Genomic DNA, 19,347 nt, shown 5'->3' with positions numbered 1-19,347 from the left:
CGTTGGAGTTGATGAGAGCATTGCATTGATCGCTGCGAGAGTTAAAGCCATTCACAGATTATCCTATGCTGATGCCTTCGTAGTTGCCACCGCTACTGACAGGAAAGGGGTTATTGTAACGGGAGATAGAGAGTTTGACGGAGTTTATCCAGACATTCTGTGGATAAGGTAGGGGCAGTTCAATATTCGGCCTGAGCTGCCGTGTTTTTGAGTGTGGGGAACAAAAAGCGATGGTAACTGTTATATAGTTGCTGTAAATAATATATAAATATGGACGGATTTCACATGTTCCCGTTTGGGTATGGATTTTTCGGGTTCGGGATGATATTCTGGTGGGTTCTGTGGGTGGTTGTGGCCTACTTGGTATACCAGGATGCGGAGAAGAGAGGTATGAATGGATTGCTGTGGTTCATACTCGTTCTCATACCGATGGTGGGCATAATCTTCCTGCTTGTTTACCTTGCTGTTAGAGAGCAGCAGAAATCGGAAAAAAAGGAGGAAAAGAGTAATGCACTTGAAATCCTCAAGGAAAGGTATGCAAAAGGCGAAATTACGAAGGAAGAGTTCGAGAGAATGAAGAATGAACTGAACGAGTGAAGGGGGGTTGGTATGGAGAAGCACGGAGAGCATGGGGCTCATGGGGAGGAAATGGGCGGACATGAAAGTCATGCAACAGAGCATGAGCACCCTGACGGCTCCGGGATGAGCCACGAACATGAAGAACGCGGACGGGTCCACGACCACCACAGACACATGATGCAGGACTTCAAAAAGAGATTTTACGTCTCCTTAGTGCTGACAGTACCGATACTTTTGCTGTCTCCCCTCATCCAGTCTCTGCTTGGGATTTCAATAGCGTTTCCGGGGGACGACCTGGTACTCTTCGCTCTCTCGTCTTTCGTTTATTTCTACGGTGGGTATCCTTTCTTCAAAGGATTTCTCGAGGAAATCCGAAAGAGAATGCCCGGAATGATGACGCTCATATCCGTTGCCATATCCTCTGCTTACGTTTACAGCACGGCAGTTGTTTTCGGGCTTGAGGGCAAGTACTTCTTCTGGGAGCTTGCAACTCTGATAGACATCATGCTTCTTGGACACTACATAGAGATGAAGTCTGTTCTCGGAGCGTCCCGGGCTCTCGAAGAGCTCGTAAAGATAATGCCCTCCACCGCGCACCTCATAAGGGATGGGGAAATTACAGAGGTGTCGGTTGAAAACCTCAAGCCGGGTGACAGGGTCCTCGTTAAGCCCGGGGAGAAAATACCTGTTGACGGCATCGTTGTTGATGGTCAGAGTTACGTTGACGAGTCGATGCTGACGGGAGAGAGCAAACCTGTTCCCAAAAAAGAAGGGGACGAGGTAATCGGTGGATCCATCAACATGGAGGGCTCTCTTGTGGTGGAGGTGAAAAAGACCGGCAAGGAAACATACCTCAGTCAGATTATTGACCTCGTCAGGCAGGCTCAGGAGACGAAGTCGAGAACACAGGACCTGGCGAACAGAGCGGCTTTCTACCTGACGATCATCGCACTCACTGCTGGGGCTGTGACGTTCGCTTCCTGGATTGCACTCGGAAAGGATCTCGCCTTTGCAGTTGAGAGGGCCGTTACAGTAATGGTGATTTCCTGTCCTCATGCTCTCGGTCTTGCTGTTCCTCTTGTCGTAGCAGTTTCCACGTCGCTGGCTGCCAAAAACGGTTTGCTTATAAGGGACAGACAGGCGTTTGAGAGGACCAAAGACCTTCAGGCAGTGGTGTTTGACAAGACAGGAACGCTTACTGAGGGGAAGTTCGGAGTAACTGACATCCTGGCTTTTAAAGGCGAGAAGGACGAGATCCTGAGAATCGCTGCCAGCATTGAAGTCCACTCTGAGCACCCGATAGCCAGAAGCATTGTGGAGGAGGCTGAGAGGAGGGGGCTGAAACTTGAGAACGTGGATGAGTTCAGGGCAGTGCCGGGGAAGGGTGTTGAGGCCAAGATAAACGGCAGAACTTACAAGATAGCAAGCCCCGGGTATCTGAGGGAGATAGGTGTGGATGAGGGCAAGGAGGCCAGGAAGCTTGCGGAGCAGGGGAAGACCGTGGTGTTCCTCATCGAGGGCGGTGACGTCATCGGGGCACTGGCTCTCGCAGACCGTGTAAAGCCGGAGTCCAAGGAGGCCATTGCAAACCTCAAGAAAATGGGGATCAAGTGCATGATGCTCACCGGAGACAACAAGCTCGTGGCGAAGTGGGTGTCCGAGGAACTCGGCCTCGATGAGTTCTTCGCTGAAGTTCTGCCCCACGAAAAGGCAGAGATAATCAAGAAGGTTCAGGAAAAGTACGTAACTGCAATGGTTGGAGACGGAATAAACGACGCCCCCGCGCTGGCTCAGGCGGACGTCGGTATTGCCATTGGTGCAGGCACCGATGTTGCAATTGAGACGGCAGATATCATACTTGTGAGGAGCGATCCGAGGGATGTGGTGAGGATCGTCGAGCTGTCAAGGAAGACCTACCGCAAGATGATTCAGAATCTCATATGGGCGACGGGATACAACAGCGTGGCGATACCTCTCGCAGCTGGTGTTGCATACGGCCTCGGGATCCTTTTAACACCTGCAGTCGGAGCGGCTCTCATGTCGCTCAGCACCGTGATCGTGGCAATAAATGCGAGGCTGCTGAAATAACACACTGGCACTCTTTTTTTAGCAATTTTTTACAATCTGTTATACGTTACACTTTTATTTATTCGCATGTAAATTAACAATGTGAACGAGAAAAAAATTAGCCTGAAAGTAGGGGGGATGACCTGCACGTCATGTGCAAGGAATATAGAACTTGCAGTATCGCAGCTGGATGGTGTGAAAAACGCGAGGGTAAATCTGGCAACCGAGACGCTCTACTTGGAACTGGATCCCGAGAAAGTCCGGATTGATGATATCAAGAGGGCAGTTGAGGAAATCGGTTACACGGTGCCTGAAAACGAGACCACGGTGACCGTGAAGATTGGTGGAATGACCTGCGCCTCATGTGCCAAGTCGATAGAAACTGCTGTAGGGTCTCTTCCGGGAGTCAAAAGTGTTGGTGTAAATTTAGCAACTGAAACGGCGAGGATAACTTACCTTCCAGACGTAACAAGCCTTGAAGATATCAAAAAGGCAATAGAGGAGATAGGATACAGGTACCTCGGTGTTGAAGGTGAGGAAGTAAGGGGAGCTGAAGAGAGCGTGGAGCATGACCACGTCAGGGAGATGAAGAAGAGGCTATTCGTTGCTGCAGGTGTCGGTGCAGTACTGCTGTTCCTGCAGTATGGCAAGTACGTTGGAGTTCCCGAAATACCGTACAACAGCCTGATTCAGTTCGTTCTGGCAACACCGGTGATGTTTTACTCAGGCAGGGGAATGTTCGCCGCTGCGGCGAGAGCACTGAGGCACAGAATGCTCAACATGGATGTTATGTACTCGATGGGTGTTGGTTCAGCATACGTGGCGAGCGTGATCTCGACACTCGGGTTTTTACCAGAGGATTACCTGTTTTACGAGACGGCAGTTCTCCTTCTCGCGTTTCTGCTCCTCGGCAGGACACTTGAGGCCATAGCGAAGGGAAGGACGAGTGAGGCCATAAAGAAGCTTATGGGGTTGCAGGCAAAGACTGCTGTGGTTATCAGGGACGGCAAGGAGATCGAAGTGCCTGTAGAAGACGTGAATGTGGGAGATGTGGTGTTGGTAAAACCGGGAGAGAAAATACCTGTTGATGGAGTCGTAATTGAAGGTGAAAGCTATGTTGACGAGTCTATGATTACGGGTGAGCCGATACCTACGCTCAAGAAAGCCGGAGATGAAGTCATTGGGGCGACGATAAACAGGAACAGCGTTCTGAAGATAAGGGCTACGAGAGTTGGGAGCGACACACTGCTGGCTCAGATAATAAAGCTGGTCGAGGAGGCGATGGGTAGCAGACCACCGATACAGAGACTCGCGGATAAAATAGTGACTTACTTCATACCGGTCGTTCTTACGATCGCCATAACATCCTTTGTTTACTGGTACTTCATCGCGGATGTGCCAGCGATCTTCGCGTTCACGACACTCGTGGCAGTTCTGGTAATTGCCTGCCCCTGTGCATTCGGTCTTGCAACGCCAACGGCACTGACGGTTGGCATGGGCAAGGGTGCAGAACTCGGGATTCTCATAAAGAATGGAGAAGCGCTGGAAATAGCCAGAAAGGTTACCACTGTGACATTTGACAAAACAGGCACCCTCACTAAGGGTAAGCCGGAAGTGACAGATGTTGTGGCTTTCGAAGGTGACGAAACAGAGGTGCTGAGGATAGCTTCCATCGCAGAAAAGAGGAGCGAGCACCCGCTGGCAGAGGCGATCCTGAGGAAGGCCGAGGAGGTGGGAATAGAGGTTGGAGAACCTGAGAAGTTTGAGGTCATTGCAGGAAAGGGAGTCGTCGCTACGTTCAATGGTGACAGAATACTCGTCGGTAGCAGAAAGCTGATGACCGAGCACGGGCTTGTGGTCGGGAAGGAAGTGGAGGATGTCCTTCTGAGTCTCGAAAACGATGCAAAGACAGCGATAATCGTCGCTCACAGAGAGAGGATTGTGGGAGTAATTGGAATTGCTGACACAATCAAGGAATCGGCCATTGAGGCAATAGATGAGCTGCACAGAATGGGCAAGAAGGTTGCGATGATTACTGGAGACAACAGAAGAACAGCGAGCGCGATAGCCAGAAAGCTCGGAATTGACACGGTCATTGCCGAGGTTCTCCCGCACCAGAAGGCAGAGGAAGTCAAGAGACTTCAGGAGGCTGGGGAGGTCGTGGCATTTGTGGGTGATGGAATAAACGATGCCCCTGCCCTAGCTCAGGCAGACCTCGGCATAGCAATGGGGAGTGGCACCGATGTTGCCCTGGAGAGCGGAGAAATAGTCCTGATGAGGGACGATCTGAGGAATGTTGTTGCTGCAATACAGCTGAGCGAAAAGACGCTGAGCAAGATAAAGCAGAACCTCTTCTGGGCTTTAATCTACAACACCGCGCTTATACCCGTGGCTGCAGGGGCGCTGTACCCATTCTTCGGCATAGTCTTCAGGCCGGAATGGGCTGGACTGGCAATGGCGATGAGCAGCGTGAGCGTCGTCACAAACTCGCTGCTGATGAAGAACTATGTACCCCCGGTGAAGAGAAAGAACTGACCGATTTTTCTTTTTATTGGTGATTGCTCTGCTGGACTGTTGCAGATGGACCTGAGAAATTTTCTATTGGAGGCATGTCGTCCCCTTCCAAAATCCTTATAAACAAATCATAGAGAGTGAACAAAGTCAGGGCCCGTAGCTTAGCCAGGTCAGAGCGCCCGGCTCATAACCGGGCGGTCGAGGGTTCAAATCCCTCCGGGCCCATCCATGTATGAGTTCATTAAACCTCTCCAAACCTCAACATTCATCTTTCCATCAAATCACCACAGCACCAATAACCGACGCCGCTTAGCTATTTCATCGATTGCTACAACACCAACCCTTTCAAGCTTCCTCTTGCAGATCGAGCAATATTCATAATGTTCTGTCCTGAGCCTCTCAAGGAATTCTAACACCTTTGGGGTCCTTACCAGACTAACTCTCAGCCAACCTCTGCAACACCTTCTTTTCCCTGAACCCCAGAGCAACAACCACGCCAATCAAAAGGACATTCAGAGCAACGAAGTTATGCACGGGTCTCTTTGTATGGTGGTGCAAATCCAAATGATTTCATTCCCCAACTCCCAAAAAACAGGAAAACATGAAGTCACGAGAGCAAGCCGTGCCGAGTGGCGAAACGATCGCATCCCGGCCCCAAACATTAATCAACCACCACGTCCAAGAGCAACCCATGTACTCAATCGCGATAAACAACGGACTCTGCTTCATCAATGGAAAATTCATCAGAGCTTCAATAGGGATAGAGGGGAATAAAATAGCAAGAGTATCCAAGGAAGAGCTGAAGGGAGAAATCGAATTTGATGCATGCGGGAACATAATCATTCCTGCATTCTTCAACGCCCACACCCACGCTGCAATGACTCTGCTGAGGGGAATAGCAGAGGACATGGAACTGAACACCTGGCTGAAAAACGTCTGGAGGCTTGAGCGGCTTCTCACTCCAGAGGACATCTACTGGGGCACGATGCTTGCGATTGTTGAGATGATGAAAAGCGGGATCGCTGGCTTCAGCGACCTTTACATCCACATGGACGAGGTTGCAAAAGCGGCTGGAGAAGCAGGCCTCAGAGCTGTGCTCTGTTACGGAATGGCGGACAGGGGAGATGAAGAGAAGGCGAGAAGAGAACTCGATATCGGTGAGAAGTTCATATCGGACTGGGACGGAGCGTTCGATGGCAGGATCAAGGCAATTTACGGCCCCCATGCACCCTACACATGCACGCCCGAATTTCTGAGAACGGTGAAGGAAAGGGCAGACAGGCTGGAAACCATGATACACATCCACGTTTCAGAGACACAGTGGGAAATTGAAGAGATAAAGAAGCGGTACGGGACCACACCGGTCAGATTGCTCGAAAAGATTGGTTTTCTCGATGATAACGTCATCATAGCCCATGGTGTGTGGCTCGACGATGAGGAGCTTGAAATTCTCAAAAAGAGGGGCGTGAGCGTGGTTTACAACCCGGTGAGCAACATGAAGCTATCATCGGGAATCGCAAGGGTAAGGGACATGCTCGACACCGGCATCACCGTTGCCCTCGGCACAGATGGGGCGGCGAGCAACAACTCCTACAACTTTTTCCAGGAGATGAAGTTCGCATCACTCCTCCAGAAAATAAAGTACATGAGGGCTGATGCGGTTAAGGCAGAGGATGTCCTCAGAATGGCCACTGAAAACGGATATGCTGCGTACGGAATCAGGGGAGGAAGAATCGAGGAGGGTTATCTCGCAGACATCGCAGTTTTATCAAAATCCCAGCACCTGTATCCGCTCTACAACCCTACCTACGGCCTCGTGTACTCTGCAAGCGGCGAGGAGGTGCAGCATCTAATCGTCAGCGGCGAGATTGTCATGGAGGACAGGGTGATTCTCACAGTGGATGAGGAAAAAATTTATGATAAGGTGGAGGGGCTGAAGGAGAAGTTTACAGCACAATAGCAAAATATACAAAAAATAAAGTGTATAAAATATAAATTATTTTCTCCTCATAAGCATTGCAGACGCTCCGGCCAGTGCGAGAATTCCCACCAGTGCCTCAAAGCCCGGAATTCCGGGCTGTTCCTTCGTCGATTCCGCAGGTGTTTCCGTTGTCTTTTCCGGTACCGGTGTTGTGACAGGTGTCTGCTCCTGCACAGGCGTGGTTTCCGGAGATTGCATCGGCTCCGGAGTCATTGCTGGTGTGGACATAGGCGTGGGTGTTGCTGTCGGAGTCTCTTCAGGCACTGGAGTGATCTCTGGCGTTGGAGTTGGCGAAGGCGTTGGAGTCACCCAGTATCCACCTCTTCCGGCAAACCCGCCACCGCCTGTACCGCCTGAGGATGTGGGGGATGTTGACGATGGCTGAGGCGGTGCGAACAGGGCGATCGGTGTGCCAAACATGTCACCGAGAGACGGAGATGTTGTATCGTCTATGAAAATCTCAATGTAGTTCTGATTTTTGTTGACGGTATAATCGCTGCATTCCACCCACTGACTTCCGTCAAACCAGTATGCTTTGAGGTCGTCCTCGCTCAATCCAAGCTGGGACAGGGCATTCTCGTCATAGCTTATTTTTACGGTCATGCTGTTCACAGCCGAAGAGTTGTTGACTGAAATGTCATAGAAGAAGCCATCGCCTATGCTTATCCCCTGACTCGATGGTTCATCGCTGTAATACCCTCCAAAGACGCTGACAGGGCCGTTAGCATCAACCGTAACCTCAACCGGAAACTCATTGCCGAGACCGAAATCACTTCCATTGAGATTCGTCTCACCTGCAGGCAGATTGACGGTACCGAATTCTCCAGATATTGATTCCCCGTCAGGATACGGAGCGTCAAGCCATGGAGAAACAGAGAGGTTCCCGTAAGCTTCATCCCCCTTCCCGCTGAAGTCTCCGGATGGTCCCGTCGTGGAGTTCCACCAGTTGTATCTCGCATCAACCTCGATTAGAGAATTTGTGTTCACGATGCCAGGAATGTTTCCTTCAAGGTTGTTGTAACTGATTACATTATCCGGAGAGCTGCCGTTAATAGCTACTCCTGTATCGCCAACATTGTCTCTGATTGTGTTGAATCTAACGGTGTTGTTCGGGCTGTCGTAAATCGTGATCCCCTCTCCATTGCTCTCGACCGTGTTGTTCTCGACCGTCGTTTCACTGGCATATCCGAGGTAAATTCCATAAACGCAGTTCTGCACGGTGTTATTGAAGACGGTGTTGTTGTAAACGCCGTACTCGCCGTCTCCGTACACAGCTATACCGTAACTACAGCCAGACACCACGTTTGACTCAACCACGTTGTCGTTTGAGGCCTGATCAAGCCGGATAGCCTCCCCTCCATAGATATCGCTTATGCTGTTGCCCGCTATCCTGCTGTCAGTCAGAAAGTACCCGTAAATCCCCTCATAATCAATACCCTCGATGGTGTTGCCAGATACGGTGAGATTCACCGAATTTTGAAGATATATCCCGTATCCGCTGTTCACAATGGTATTGTTATTTACGGTAAGATTTTCTGCCATGTAGGCATATATACTTCCATAATCCAGGCCCTCGGGATCATTCCCCATAAGAATATTGTCCTTAATGTCTCCAGCTACATGCCCAGAGAGAAATATGCCAGTACCCGCATTACTCGATATATTGTTCCTCAGAAGCTGCAGGTCAAAGAGGGACACAACTCCAACATCCTGATAGTAGATACCGTAATTCTCATTTCCGATTACTTCGCTGTCAGTTATGTGAACACTCCAGAGTTCTCCGTATGTGAGAACGTAAACTCCGGAATAGGCATTGTTGTTGAAGTAGCTGTTAGAAATGCTGACGTTGCCAGTATTTTCAATTGTAAGCCCGTAAGCCGTGTTGTTGCTGAAATACGTGTTCTCCACAGATATTTCGTCTGAATCAACGAAGTAAGCACCACCCATGATTCCTCCGCAGTTCTCAGTGAATTTGCTGTCAACGATTGTAACGTTGTATGATGAAAGCACATTGAGTCCAACATACTTGTTTTTCTTTGCACTCACGTTGGTGAGAGTGGAGTTTGTAACTGACTGGAGATATATTCCCCCATCAGGTGTCACCTGGCTGTTTGTGTACGTGACCGTGGTGTTGATCAGGTGCAGGTTATCCACATTAACTGCATAAATTCCAGAATAGTTTGTGCCGTTTACCAATACATCCTTTATCGTCACGTTTTGTATTGTGGACTGCTTATCAGCAATGAATATCCCTTCTACGTATGAAGTCCCTGTTACCGTTAGGCGCTCAACTGTCACGTTGCTTCTCAGATACATCACATAACTAGTCTCAGCGAACGGAGGGTTCTTCAAAACTGTTGCGTCTCTCGATTCACCCTTCAATGTGACTCCCTTCTCTACATTTACAACCTCACTGTATTCTCCCGACCCTATATAGATGGTGTCGCCATCTGTAGTGTTGTCCGCTGATATTGCGGCTTGGATGGATGTGAAGGTCTCTCCACTGTTAATGTTCACGATAGGGGCCTCGTCAACACCGTAAGTCGTCCAGTGGTTAACTGTGAAAGTCACCGAATAGTTACCGTTGGGCATCTGTGAGATTGCTGGTAATTCTGCAAGATAGTCCGGATTGTAATATTCTTCAGCCCAGTTATACACCTCAACTGGTCCGTTATCACCCTCAGGAACAGCATAAATCACAACTTTGTCCCATGTGAGATTGTATATCGTAATCCTCGAAGATTTGTTGAACTCCTTCATGGCAGTTGTAACGTTGTTGATCGACATCTCTCTGGATGCCATTATAAGATTGCTTCCAAGCTTGTCAAGGCTCTGGATGAAATCATAATCAAGCAGATTTACAGGCTCGAGAATCTCCAGTTTCCCATCTAAAAGCCCAGCACTACTGTGCTGAAACACAAGTCCTGTAACGTTACTGAAGTCGACAATGTCTCTCCAGGATGTTGTTTCGGGATTGTTCAGGCCGGGAACGTCCTCCTTCGGATCGAAGTTTATTATTGCTAAGCCGGAATTTATTAGGGTTGTTTCGTTCAGCACGGTCCCATCGCTCTGGTTTGTGACGTTCAGGTAGACGGGTATCCGGATGGGAAATGTTTCGTTAACGACCTCTCCTGCTATCGGGAACTTCAGCGTGAACTCGTAATAGCTTCCAATATCAACACCAGAACCGTTGTAGACCATTACAGGGACCGGAGAGGAGATTACTCCGCCAAAGTCAGCACTGACGTTGAAGTAGCTCACCGGAGGGCTGGGAGTCACGTTCACAAGCACCTTTAAAGTGATTGTATCGGAATCGTTGTAAAAGAAGTAGTAGTTTGCCGGATCCTCAGGAATCGTGTCATTGTAGATGTACACTATGCTTTCATTATTTGCTTGCCCTGCTGCCAGTGAAACAAGAGCGACCACTCCTAAAAACAAAACGACCATCTGAATTTTCACCATACCACCACTAAATCTATACTATGAGAGTAAAATTTTGATAGTATATATAACTATCGTTATTATTATTTTGCCACTAAATAAATCCTCCCTGAAATCCGCACCACAAATCAGGCCAAATGGAAGAGTGCTTCCAAATTGGTTAACATCGTTTAAGAAGAAGTTTCAAGTCTCAAAAAATTTAAACGTGAGCTCTTACCACCCCGAACCCCTCTCTAAGCGCCCTGATGTTCAGCTCCCTTATCCTTTCGGGCATGACCTCGTTTATCGCCCTTTCCACTGATTCAAGGCTGAGGGGCAAACCGAGTCCAATCAGTGCGCCGGCCATCACAACGTTTGCAGCCTGAACATTTCCGAGCCTTTCCGCAATTTCAGAAGCGTTTATGAGATGGATGTTCTCCGTGACTCCTCTAACCCTCTCGAGGATTTCGTCCATGGACGGGTACCTCGCCTCTCCCGTGGAGACTGACGGAGGAGAAATCGGACGGGTGTTGAGGAGGACCTTCGTCTTCCCGTTCATGTACTGCCCGTACCTCAGCACCTCCACAGGCTCGAGGGATGCGAGGTAATCCGCCATCCCGTAAGGTATGAGCGGTGCCATGACACTGCCAAATCTCAGATGAACCTCGACACTTCCTCCACGCTGGGCCATCCCGTGTGTCTCCGCAGATACGACGTTGAAACCCTCGTACATCGCCGCTCTCGCGAGAATTCCGGATGTCGTGAGCACGCCCTGTCCACCCACTCCGACAATCAGCACGTTCACCTTCACGCTCTCACCTCGCCGGCTTTATTGCCCTGTACGGACAGATCGCAGCACACACTCCGCATCCAGCGCAGAGCGCCGAATCTATCACGGGCCTTCCGTCCTGTATGTATATCGCCGGGCAAGTAAACTCTCTCACGCACTTCATGCACTCCATGCACCCATCGCTCACCTCGAAAGGTGTTATCCTTACACCTCTCGCCCTCCTCTCCCTGTTCCAGAGAATCGCGCACGGCTGCTTGGAGACTATGACCGCAGGCCCGTCGTGTTTCAGCGCCCTCCTGAGCGCATCCTCAAGTGCCTTTATGTTGTATGACTTCACGACCTCGACGAACTTCACGCCAATTGCCCTGCAGACGTCCTCTATCCTCACCGCGTGCCCCTTTTCCCCGCACCCCTTCGCATCGACTCCCGGGTGGGGCTGATGTCCGGTCATGCCTGTCGTCGAGTTGTCGAGAACCACGAGCACGAACCTGTTTCCGTTGTATACTGCATTGACGAGCGGTGGTATGCCGGTGTGGAAAAACGTGGAGTCGCCGATGGTTGCGATTATCGCATCGTCGAGTACGTAGCTCAGACCGTTGGAGGTCCCGACGCTCGCCCCCATGCATATCGTTATGTCCACAGCCTCCAGCGGCTTGTTTATTCCGAGCGTGTAGCAGCCTATGTCACTCGGAAGCGCAGCATTCCCGAGCTCATTCACCACCTTCCTGATCGCGTAAAATGTGGCGGTGTGCGGGCAGCCGGGACACAGCACAGGGGGTCTTGGGGGAGCGATCCCGGCCATGCTCCTGGCAGTTTCGAGGAGGTGAGAGTAATCGTAACTCTTCCCCGCAAGCCTCGCAATCCCCTTCTGAACGATTGAGACGTTGTATTCATAGTTCTCAGGCAGGTAGCCATCCATCTTCCCGTGAACCCTTACACCAAACTCTGCAGCCATCACTCTTACCTGCATCTCAACAACAGGATCAACCTCCTCGACCACCAGCACCTCGTCGAGGTTCGAGAGGAAGTCAGCGATTAGCCTCCTCGGAAGTGGGTTCATCGAGGAGAGCTTGAGAACGGGCATCTCAACTCCGAGATTCTCCATCGCCTCGACAGCGTAGTTGTAGCTCATTCCACAGGCAATTACTCCCTTTCTCCCCTCCGCATCATCCACCCAGTTCATGTCCGACTTTGCGAAGAAGTCCTCAAGCTCGGCGAGCTTCTTCTGAAGAACCGGCTTCAGCCTTCTCGCATGAGCGGGGAGAATCACGTCAGTATCCGGGTGCCTCTCCCATCCAGCTCTCTCAAGCCTCTTCTCCGGGATCTCCCCCAGCTCCACGATGCCGCTCGAGTGGCTCAGCCTCGTGTAGCTCCTCAGAATGAACGGAAGCCCGAACCTTTCGGACAGTTCAAACGAGAGTTTCGTCAGCTCCTTGGCCTCACTCACGCTTGACGGTTCAACCACCGGCACCTTCGCGGCTATTCCGTACCACCTGTTGTCCGGCTCGTTCTGGCTCGAGTGCATTGACGGGTCGTCGGCTGAAACACACACAAAGCCACCCCTCGCCCCGACATAAGCAAAGCTGAACAGCGAGTCAGCAGCAACGTTCAGCCCCACATGCTTCATGGCCGTCATTCCCCTCTTACCCGCAAGCGACGCCCCTATTGCTACCTCGAAGGCAACCTTCTCGTTCACCGCGTACTCCATCCTGTACTCCATCCTCCCCTTAAGATATTTGCATGCTGAGTTGAGCGTGTCAGTAATTTCGGATGAGGGCGTTCCGGGATAAGCGGAAAAAACGTCTATTCCAGCCTCTATAGCCCCTCTCGCAATCGCCTCGTTGCCGAGAAGAAACACCCTCCTCCCAGGATCGTCGAGTATGACATCCTTTAACATGCTCTTAAAGCCGGGAACTCAGCTTTAAAAAATTAGCGTTTTATCAGGGACTCGAGTATGTCTCCGACGATCGTGCCCACGGCAAAGACCACACCGAAGTAAAGGGCCGCGAACATACCGACCAGGACGCCTGCAATTCCTCCAAGCAGAGGCAGGACTGGCAAGACAAGTGCCGCGGGAATCGTGAAGATGAAAAACGCCAGGGCTACGAGCAATCCGAACACAAATCCAATGATCAGCGACTTCCTGATAAGCCCGAGCCTGTCCTCCTTACCGGTATTCACAAAGCCGTACACCATGCCGAGCAGAAAGACGATGAATGTCAGACTCATAAAAGGATATGAGCGGGCAGGCTAAAAAACCTTAACCCTCCTCAGGGTTTATCCTCGTCGCCAGATAGATGAACGGTGTGTCGAGGATTGCGACGATGAATTTCATAACGTAGGATGTTATGAATATCTCCCAGATTCCCTGCCACCCGAGGTCGGCGAACAGCTGGGGGTTGAAGACCACGAAGAACAGCAGAGTGAACGTTGCGTTGTCTATCAGCTGAGAGACCAGGGTTGATGCGTTGTTTCTGAGCCAGAGGAACCTGCCCCTCGTCTTTTCCTTCCAGAAGTGGAATGCCCAGACGTCATGAAGCTGCGAAATCAGGTATGCAGTCAGGCTTGAAACTGTAACGCTGGGCATGAAGCCGAAGATCTGCCTCAGGGCAGGATCGAGGGTGTCTTCCGGGGCGGGTGTGAAGGCAAGGGTTATCTGCATTATCACCGTCGTCGCAATCAGCACTAAGAAGCCGACGAACACACCTCTCCTCGCAGCCTCCTTGCCGTACTTTTCTGCGAGAATGTCTGTAGCCAGAAACGTTGTGCCGTAGATTATGTTGCCCATCGCCGTGACGAGGCCGAAGAACTCGATCATCTTGGCGACCTGCACGTTTGCGAGTATAATTGCCATGCCTATCCACACGTAGAGCCCTGCCCTGCCGAAAAGCCTGTACATCAGTGTAATGGCCACAAAGCTGACGATGAGCAGTATGAACCACAGCACCTCGTTCGGGAGCATGTCTGCACTGGATGAGAACCTTTATTTAAATTTTGACCACCTGCAACCATGGACTTTCCCCTCTTCGCGCTCACAGTCGTCAGCATATCGCTGAGCGGGGTTCTCGCCCCCGGGCCTCTGCTTGCCGTCACGATTGCGGAGGGCAAGAGGAACAGGTTCGCAGGGCTCGAGGTCTCACTCGGCCACGCGATGATCGAGATCCCAATAATTCTTTCCCTCTACGCCTTCGGCAGGTTCGTGGAGCTCGGAGCGTGGAAGAGCGCAATCTCTCTCGCTGGCGGAGTTGTGATGTTTTACCTCGCTTACAGAGAGCTGAGAGGTGGCGGTGGGGAGGTGAAAATGAGGGGTGTGCTTTCGGGAGTGCTGATGAGCGCCCTCAACCCCTACTTCATCGTGTGGTGGCTCACCGTCGGACTGACCCTCGTGCTGCTCTCAATTGAGTTCGGCGTTGCCGGCCTCGTCGTTTTCATAATCCTGCACGAGGCCTGCGACTTCGGATGGCTCGGTTTCGTCTCTTACTTTTCAAAAAAACTCTCGGAGATCAGGGGACTGGAGAAGGCGCTGAGTTACGTGTCGTCAGCGATACTGATTATTTTCGGCACGTACTTCGTCGTAACTTCAATCAGCACGCTACATTTATATCTCTGAGATCACTTGCTATACCATGGCATTCAGCGAGAAGAACATAACCAGGATTATCGTCAGGGAGGCTGCGAAGGACTGGGAGAGGATCAGCGAGACCGATGTTGTCGTTGTCGGTGCGGGGCCTGCAGGACTGGCTGCGGCCCACTACCTGAGAGACTTTGGCTTCGACGTTGTGGTCTTCGAGAGGAGGCTCAGCTTTGGAGGTGGCATAGGCGGAGGTGGAATGCTATTCCACAAAATCGTCATCGAGGAAGAGGCTAAGGAGATAGCAGAAGAGTTCGGAATGAGACTCGAGGAGGTCGAGAGCGGGCTTTATGCGGTTGATTCGGCTGAGTTTCTCGCCAAACTCTCATACTACGCTGTTGAGAGTGGCGCGAAGGTCCTCCTCGGAGTCACGGTTGACGATGTGGTCTTCAGGCCCGACCCGCTTAGGATTTCAGGCGTGCTCGTCCAGTGGAGTGCGGTTCAGATTTCCGGCCTACACGTTGACCCCCTCATGGTCGAGAGCAGGGCCGTTGTCGATGCGACAGGCCATGACGCTGAGGTCATAAGCGTTGCCGCCCGGAAAATACCCGAACTCGACATATTCATCCACGGAGAGAAGTCTGCCTACAGCGAGATGAGCGAGAAGCTTGTCGTCGAGAAGACCGGAAAGGTCGCAGAAGGTCTTTACGCGGCTGGCATGGCGGTTTCAGCGGTCCACGGTCTGCCGAGGATGGGACCGATATTCGGCGGAATGCTGCTTTCCGGAAGAAAGGTGGCAGAGCAGATAATGTTCGACCTGAAGAAATGAGGTGCCAGATCTGCGGGATAAGAATAGCAAACCAGAGGTGCAGGAGGTGTGGGAGGGCGATCTGTCAGAGGTGCCACTTCCACCACGGCCTGTGCGTCGAGTGCAGAAAAGTGCTGAGGGAGTGAGGGCTGGAATCGCGCCCATTTTTTATTCTTTGGACCTGCCATACGGGCTGCCTGCCATTAAAAAAGCAAGACCTTGCAGAGCTAATTTTTATCGGGGTTGAGAATCCAGCTTTTAATCTCTCTCAGTCTGTCCTCCATCCACCCAACCATCACCCTCCCACCCTCCTTTCTCACAACTGTGAACTCCTTTAGAAAACCGCTGTGGGCAAAAAAGTTCCTCTTCTCCACCCTGCTCTTACAGAATTCTTTTCCGTGCTTTAAAATTCCGAGGATCTCCTGCTCACCATCCCCGAGCTTGTCAGCAAGGTCTACCACCTCCTCGATGTCCCTCTGCAGGAAGTACTCGTTCACGCCGAGTCCCAGGTGTCTGTTCCTGTAAACAACCGAGAATTTATCCAGTATCTCACCCACCTCCGGCTCGTGAAGTGACTTTCTGAACTCTTTCAGACTCCTGAACATTGCAATCGCGTAGAAAATGCCGGACACATTGACTCCATCAACAGGAAACCGCTCCACAGTTTCACCGTCTCTGTATGGCTCCAGAAATTTTTCCACGAAATCCAGAATTCTGCGCTCCAGATCGTCCACGCTTACGTCCATCTTCAGGAGCTCGTAAAACGCGAGCGGAACGTTCAGCCTCACCGCATTGTACGCCAGCACAAGCTCCTCGTACATGCGTCTGAACTCCCTCTTAACTTCCGCGCTTCCCCTGTTTATCTCTGCAAGCTTCGTTTTCAGACTTTCAGGACATTTTCCCACCACCCTGTCGATGTTCGCCCCGGGAAGGGAGAAGAACGCCTTCACGTCCAGGGGCTGGATTTCGACCGCATAGTGCCAAACATCCCTTGTTACTGGAGGGGTGAACACCGCTTTCGCGCTGACGCCTGGCTGATCCTGAAGAATCCTCTCCATCTTCCTGTATGTGAGATACCTTTTCGTCGCCTCAAGCAGGCTGACCGGGTAAATGTTGAACCCCGTTGACAGGTCGATTAACAGATTTTCCGGCCTTCTCCTCAGGAGGTGGATGAGGATTGCCGTGGTGATTGTCTCGACACTCCCCCTGAAGTCGACCTCCTCACCCCCATTACTGTATCTGCCCACCGAGGGGATGATGACTGCCTCAAAATCTTCCACACCTCTATCGTTTAGCTTTCTGCAGAAGCTATCGAGATCTTCACCAAGCAGCATGCTTTCAGGTACGAAAACGACGAGTTCAGCAGCTCCACCTTCCTTTTTGAGATGTTTTCTGAGCGCATCAGAGCACAGGCAGGTTTTGTAACTATCTCCATCGATTATGAACTCCTTTTCCTGATACGATTCGGGTTTCCCGATTACCTGAAAAATGGTGGTCACCTGATCAACACCTCTGCAAACCTCTTACCGAACTCCGTAACCCGATACCTACTTCCGTACTTCTCTATCAGCCCGTGTCTCAACAGCAGCTCCCTCTCCGAGTACGTCAGGCTGTCCAGTTTGTCGTTGTACAGGATGTCCAGAAGCCTCTGCATGTGATCTCCGGGAATTGGGACCGTGGGGATTCTCACCACCCTGTAATCCCCGGGAAACATCAGCGCGTCGAAGTACCTTGCCTTCTCGCCGTAAATCCTCAGCCTCTCCTCCTCGCTCTCTGCCCTGTGAATCCTCTCGATGTCCTGCCTGAGGTTTTCCAGCATCTCGTTAACAACCTTCACGTCCGGAGAAACTACGTGGAAGACCCCGTCCACGTTCAGAAACTGGCCGAGGATCGCGAGAGTTATGCACATGTTCTTCCTGCCACCCGCAACGTTCAGGTAGACCACATCAGAGCCGAATTTCTCCTTCTGCCTCCTTATGACCCTCCCGGCAACTCGCATGAACTCGAAGTTCTGCTCCTCCGTGGTTATGTCCTCGAACGGAACCTCCACCTCGTGGACTCTCGTTCTGGGGTACCTGACCCTCATAGCTGTTTCAACGAGCGAGAAGCCCTGCTTCACCCTCTCGTCAGATGTGGTTATGACAACAAGATCCCTGACGTTTCCAACGTGATTGACGAAGGCCGTAACCACGGGAGGGCTCATTCCAAGCGGCGCTATCACGGCAACCTTCATTCCGAAAACCTCCACTCTCCACACCTGTGTGCTTCTTTAATAAAATTTCCGAAAGCTGTTAAGCTCCCTTACCCGCCCGAAAGCTCCTGTCAATCGGTATGCTGGAGGGGTGGTTGTTCTCTTTTTGAGATTCCGGAAAAGCGGGGATGGACTGAGGAGCAGCTCAGATTTCTCGTATTGTCGTTCTTCTCATGGAGTTAGACAGACCATTCAACTCCCCCGGCATTTCCCTAAACTCTTCAGGCTTTTTCAGGTTTTTGAGGCTTGCAGAAATCTTCCACCAGCCAGATAGGTTGCCTTTAGCATCAAAATCCCGCACGTTACAAAATTGTTACGGCTTTATAAAAACGAACAGGAACAAACCTCACTTCTTTCTCCTTCTTCTCAGATAAGGTCTGACGTAAACCCTTTTTCCGTTAATCCTGCGGTAATGACCTCTTACAAATGTGGCTTTTTCAGGAATTTTCACGAATTCAACTTCATCTGGTATAACTATCACTCCCTTATCCTCCTCGATAGCCTTTTCGGCAAGCTTGTTCAATCTCTCCAGTTCTTCCTTACTGATCATTGATTCACCTTCTGACTTTTTTTGTTATAATACTTTTTCTCGGCTGAGGTTGAGAGTCTGATTGTTTTCAATCGGAGAGTGGATCCTGAAATTTTCTCCAGGAATACTGTGATGTATTTCCCCGAATACGGATTCTGAGCTATGAACATGTAATCTGTGCCTCCAAGATGTAGCATTACAAACTTCTGGTTTAAAGCTTCCCTCGCTTCGGATAGCTTAACGTTCTCGTGTTTTAAAATGTGGCTCTCAATACCCTCATGGTAGAGAATACGAATTCTTCCAATTCTGATCTCTTTTGTGAATCTTTTACCCATAATGCTTCGTCCTCCTCTCTGTCTCACTGGCCCCGATTATCCTGAGATCGTTTGAATACTGATCGAATTCCAGCATATCATACTCCGCAACTCCCTGTTAAGCCTTTCGAACATCTGAGACATCCTCTAACTGATGTACCTGATATCCCGAAGGATCACGAACCCGAGAGGATGCGTGAGCCTGCTTCGACTCCATGGCAACTTGGGGAAATCCTGAATTCTCCGAGTGATGAAAATCAAGTTGATCCCCGAACTTCTCCCATGCCACCAGCTCTAAAGGCTCATCGGGAACGTGGAGAATTTCTGCAGGTTCTCCTTATGAGATTCCTTGAGTTCAGCAAACCATCAATAGAGTCTTTCCTCGTCAGTTGCCGTTCTCCTTATGAGATTCGCCTTAACACAGCAATTGGCTACTTGAAAGGTGAGCGGTTGCCGTTCTCCTTATGAGATTCTGGAGGTGTTCCCGCGCGAGGTTGTGGAGGTGGAGTTGCCGTCCTCCTTA

Annotated in this window: 18 protein-coding genes and 1 tRNA gene; 9 read left to right on the top strand and 10 right to left on the bottom strand. The window is 50.8% G+C overall.

Annotation, left to right across the window (positions count from 1 at the left end; all coding sequences use genetic code 11):
- Positions 1-19: 19 nt before the first annotated feature.
- The 6 genes from ACXJJC_RS07090 to ACXJJC_RS07065 all read left to right on the top strand — a co-directional run bounded on the left by ACXJJC_RS07090 (position 20) and on the right by ACXJJC_RS07065 (position 7,120).
- Positions 20-172, top strand: a complete 153-nt coding sequence (locus ACXJJC_RS07090) for a PIN domain-containing protein (RefSeq protein ID WP_456370532.1) — start codon at positions 20-22, stop codon at positions 170-172.
- 98 nt (positions 173-270) lie between these two features.
- Positions 271-597: an SHOCT domain-containing protein gene (locus tag ACXJJC_RS07085; RefSeq protein ID WP_456370530.1), complete on the top strand. Its 327-nt coding sequence runs from the start codon at positions 271-273 to the stop codon at positions 595-597.
- Positions 598-609: 12 nt separating this feature from the next.
- Positions 610-2,667: a heavy metal translocating P-type ATPase gene (locus ACXJJC_RS07080; protein ID WP_456370528.1), complete on the top strand. Its 2,058-nt coding sequence runs from the start codon at positions 610-612 to the stop codon at positions 2,665-2,667.
- 81 nt (positions 2,668-2,748) lie between these two features.
- On the top strand, positions 2,749-5,181 hold the full coding sequence (locus ACXJJC_RS07075; RefSeq protein WP_456370526.1) for a heavy metal translocating P-type ATPase: 2,433 nt from the start codon (positions 2,749-2,751) through the stop codon (positions 5,179-5,181).
- 129 nt (positions 5,182-5,310) lie between these two features.
- Positions 5,311-5,385, top strand: a tRNA-Ile gene (locus ACXJJC_RS07070).
- A 466-nt stretch (positions 5,386-5,851) separates the two neighbouring features.
- Positions 5,852-7,120, top strand: coding sequence for an amidohydrolase (locus ACXJJC_RS07065; RefSeq protein WP_456370524.1), 1,269 nt, complete (start codon positions 5,852-5,854; stop codon positions 7,118-7,120).
- Between the two features lie 36 nt (positions 7,121-7,156).
- On the opposite strand, the gene ACXJJC_RS07060 is transcribed toward ACXJJC_RS07065, so the two are convergent.
- The 5 genes from ACXJJC_RS07060 to ACXJJC_RS07040 all read right to left on the bottom strand — a co-directional run bounded on the left by ACXJJC_RS07060 (position 7,157) and on the right by ACXJJC_RS07040 (position 14,313).
- The gene (locus ACXJJC_RS07060; RefSeq protein ID WP_456370522.1) at positions 7,157-10,603 is read right to left on the bottom strand and encodes a right-handed parallel beta-helix repeat-containing protein; all 3,447 of its coding nucleotides are present in this window, start codon (positions 10,601-10,603) and stop codon (positions 7,157-7,159) included.
- 178 nt (positions 10,604-10,781) lie between these two features.
- Positions 10,782-11,372, bottom strand: a complete 591-nt coding sequence (gene iorB / locus ACXJJC_RS07055) for an indolepyruvate ferredoxin oxidoreductase subunit beta (protein ID WP_456370520.1) — start codon at positions 11,370-11,372, stop codon at positions 10,782-10,784.
- 4 nt (positions 11,373-11,376) lie between these two features.
- On the bottom strand, positions 11,377-13,248 hold the full coding sequence (gene iorA, locus ACXJJC_RS07050) for an indolepyruvate ferredoxin oxidoreductase subunit alpha (protein WP_456370518.1): 1,872 nt from the start codon (positions 13,246-13,248) through the stop codon (positions 11,377-11,379).
- 32 nt (positions 13,249-13,280) lie between these two features.
- Positions 13,281-13,580 (bottom strand): hypothetical protein, encoded by a 300-nt coding sequence (locus ACXJJC_RS07045; protein WP_456370516.1) that lies wholly within the window; start codon positions 13,578-13,580, stop codon positions 13,281-13,283.
- 31 nt (positions 13,581-13,611) lie between these two features.
- Positions 13,612-14,313 (bottom strand): queuosine precursor transporter, encoded by a 702-nt coding sequence (locus tag ACXJJC_RS07040; RefSeq protein ID WP_456370514.1) that lies wholly within the window; start codon positions 14,311-14,313, stop codon positions 13,612-13,614.
- A 48-nt stretch (positions 14,314-14,361) separates the two neighbouring features.
- Here ACXJJC_RS07040 and ACXJJC_RS07035 point away from each other — a divergent pair, with 48 nt between their 5' ends.
- Genes ACXJJC_RS07035 through ACXJJC_RS07025 form a run of 3 tightly spaced genes read left to right on the top strand, consistent with a single transcriptional unit; the run spans position 14,362 to position 15,876 of the window.
- On the top strand, positions 14,362-14,961 hold the full coding sequence (locus tag ACXJJC_RS07035) for a LysE family transporter (RefSeq protein WP_456370512.1): 600 nt from the start codon (positions 14,362-14,364) through the stop codon (positions 14,959-14,961).
- Between the two features lie 16 nt (positions 14,962-14,977).
- Positions 14,978-15,751: a sulfide-dependent adenosine diphosphate thiazole synthase gene (locus tag ACXJJC_RS07030; RefSeq protein WP_456370510.1), complete on the top strand. Its 774-nt coding sequence runs from the start codon at positions 14,978-14,980 to the stop codon at positions 15,749-15,751.
- Positions 15,748-15,876: a hypothetical protein gene (locus ACXJJC_RS07025; protein WP_456370508.1), complete on the top strand. Its 129-nt coding sequence runs from the start codon at positions 15,748-15,750 to the stop codon at positions 15,874-15,876. The genes ACXJJC_RS07030 and ACXJJC_RS07025 overlap by 4 nt, the downstream gene beginning before the upstream one ends.
- Before the next feature lie 81 nt (positions 15,877-15,957).
- Here ACXJJC_RS07025 and ACXJJC_RS07020 read toward each other — a convergent pair whose 3' ends face one another.
- From ACXJJC_RS07020 to ACXJJC_RS07000, 5 genes are all read right to left on the bottom strand, one after another.
- Entirely contained in the window at positions 15,958-17,229 is a 1,272-nt protein-coding gene (locus ACXJJC_RS07020; protein WP_456370506.1) for a TM1812 family CRISPR-associated protein, read from the bottom strand.
- A complete protein-coding gene (locus tag ACXJJC_RS07015; RefSeq protein ID WP_456370504.1) occupies positions 17,226-17,978 on the bottom strand; it encodes a CRISPR-associated protein Csx14 in 753 nt (250 codons plus the stop codon). Before ACXJJC_RS07015 ends, ACXJJC_RS07020 begins: the two co-directional genes overlap by 4 nt.
- A 148-nt stretch (positions 17,979-18,126) precedes the next feature.
- Positions 18,127-18,282 carry a hypothetical protein gene (locus ACXJJC_RS07010; RefSeq protein ID WP_456370503.1) on the bottom strand — a complete coding sequence of 52 codons (156 nt, stop codon included), beginning with the start codon at positions 18,280-18,282 and terminating at the stop codon, positions 18,127-18,129.
- 45 nt (positions 18,283-18,327) lie between these two features.
- Positions 18,328-18,531 (bottom strand): hypothetical protein, encoded by a 204-nt coding sequence (locus tag ACXJJC_RS07005; protein ID WP_456370501.1) that lies wholly within the window; start codon positions 18,529-18,531, stop codon positions 18,328-18,330.
- On the bottom strand, positions 18,528-18,845 hold the full coding sequence (locus ACXJJC_RS07000) for a hypothetical protein (protein ID WP_456370499.1): 318 nt from the start codon (positions 18,843-18,845) through the stop codon (positions 18,528-18,530). The genes ACXJJC_RS07005 and ACXJJC_RS07000 overlap by 4 nt, the downstream gene beginning before the upstream one ends.
- Positions 18,846-19,347: the final 502 nt, after the last annotated feature.

It is taken from the genome of Geoglobus sp., from assembly GCF_054018175.1.
This window is presented reverse-complemented; position numbering and strand designations above follow the sequence as displayed.

What these genes read in the sequence shown, in the direction of transcription:
- ACXJJC_RS07085 (WP_456370530.1), top strand. Translation starts at nt 271, where the DNA reads ATGGACGGATTTCACATGTTCCCGTTTGGGTATGGATTTTTCGGGTTC.
- ACXJJC_RS07080 (WP_456370528.1), top strand. Translation starts at nt 610, where the DNA reads ATGGAGAAGCACGGAGAGCATGGGGCTCATGGGGAGGAAATGGGCGGA.
- ACXJJC_RS07065 (WP_456370524.1), top strand. Translation starts at nt 5,852, where the DNA reads ATGTACTCAATCGCGATAAACAACGGACTCTGCTTCATCAATGGAAAA.
- ACXJJC_RS07060 (WP_456370522.1), bottom strand. Translation starts at nt 10,603, where the DNA reads ATGGTGAAAATTCAGATGGTCGTTTTGTTTTTAGGAGTGGTCGCTCTT.
- iorA (WP_456370518.1), bottom strand. Translation starts at nt 13,248, where the DNA reads ATGTTAAAGGATGTCATACTCGACGATCCTGGGAGGAGGGTGTTTCTT.
- ACXJJC_RS07045 (WP_456370516.1), bottom strand. Translation starts at nt 13,580, where the DNA reads ATGAGTCTGACATTCATCGTCTTTCTGCTCGGCATGGTGTACGGCTTT.
- ACXJJC_RS07040 (WP_456370514.1), bottom strand. Translation starts at nt 14,313, where the DNA reads ATGCTCCCGAACGAGGTGCTGTGGTTCATACTGCTCATCGTCAGCTTT.
- ACXJJC_RS07035 (WP_456370512.1), top strand. Translation starts at nt 14,362, where the DNA reads ATGGACTTTCCCCTCTTCGCGCTCACAGTCGTCAGCATATCGCTGAGC.
- ACXJJC_RS07030 (WP_456370510.1), top strand. Translation starts at nt 14,978, where the DNA reads ATGGCATTCAGCGAGAAGAACATAACCAGGATTATCGTCAGGGAGGCT.
- ACXJJC_RS07025 (WP_456370508.1), top strand. Translation starts at nt 15,748, where the DNA reads ATGAGGTGCCAGATCTGCGGGATAAGAATAGCAAACCAGAGGTGCAGG.
- ACXJJC_RS07005 (WP_456370501.1), bottom strand. Translation starts at nt 18,531, where the DNA reads ATGATCAGTAAGGAAGAACTGGAGAGATTGAACAAGCTTGCCGAAAAG.
- ACXJJC_RS07000 (WP_456370499.1), bottom strand. Translation starts at nt 18,845, where the DNA reads ATGGGTAAAAGATTCACAAAAGAGATCAGAATTGGAAGAATTCGTATT.